The 783-nt window shown below is 69.0% G+C and carries 1 protein-coding gene; it reads left to right on the top strand.

Annotated elements, in window-relative coordinates:
• Positions 1–192: 192 nt before the first annotated feature.
• Positions 193–654 (top strand): hypothetical protein, encoded by a 462-nt coding sequence (locus tag HMPREF0591_RS30035; protein WP_007172664.1) that lies wholly within the window; start codon positions 193–195, stop codon positions 652–654.
• Positions 655–783 lie beyond the last annotated feature (129 nt).

The following is a 783-nucleotide window of genomic DNA, read 5'->3' as shown; positions in this document are numbered from 1 at the left end:
TACGCAGGCCGAGTGACCTTTTCGGCCCTATGGAAGTGAATCCCTCAGGCGCTGCGCGCCGGGATTCACCCGGGCCGAAAACCCTGCTCCGTTCGGCGCGGACTCTTCGGGGTTGCGCGCCCACCCTCAGCCGATTGACCGCTCCCCAGCGCTGACCGGCGCACCACGCACCGCAAGGAACGGAGAACCACCATGGACCACGAATTCGAGCTAGCCTTCAACCTCCTCGACGAGGCCGCCGGACGAATCCAACAGCAGCAGTACGGAATCACCCGGATCGTGTTCCACAACCACGGCGACATCGTGCTCACCACCGTGCACGACTACACCCCTGAAACAGGGCACCGGCTCGTGCTGCTCGCCGACGACGACCACGGGCAGATGGCGGCCGTCGAAGCCACCGCAGCCGACCTCAACGCCGAGCCGCAGACCCGGATCCTCAAAGTCCGCGCCGGCGACATGACGTTCCACGCCACCGCCGACAGCTGGAGCTACCGAGCCGCCCACGCGGGCCACACCTACATCCTGGCCGCCGCAATCGGCGACCAACCCATGTGGACAGTCACCGTCGACGCCGGCGTCCCCGCCCAGTACCAGGACCTCGATGTCGCCCTGGGCGCCGTCTTGGACCTCGACGCGAAGACAGCAGCCTAGCCGAGCCACACGCGCCGGGTCCGCATCCAGTCGGGCCCGGCCCTCACCCACACCCCCCAGCCGCAGGCCCGGCCAGCTCCCGCCACCAGGCGCTGGCCCCGGGCCCCCCTTTTTCTTCGGCCCACCCGC

The sequence above is a fragment of the Mycobacterium parascrofulaceum ATCC BAA-614 genome (genome assembly GCF_000164135.1).
GTDB classification, from domain to species: Bacteria; Actinomycetota; Actinomycetes; order Mycobacteriales; family Mycobacteriaceae; genus Mycobacterium; species Mycobacterium parascrofulaceum.
The sequence above is the reverse complement of the archived record's forward strand: the minus strand, read 5'-3'. Positions and strand labels throughout refer to the sequence as shown.

What these genes read in the sequence shown, in the direction of transcription:
- HMPREF0591_RS30035 (WP_007172664.1), top strand. Translation starts at nt 193, where the DNA reads ATGGACCACGAATTCGAGCTAGCCTTCAACCTCCTCGACGAGGCCGCC.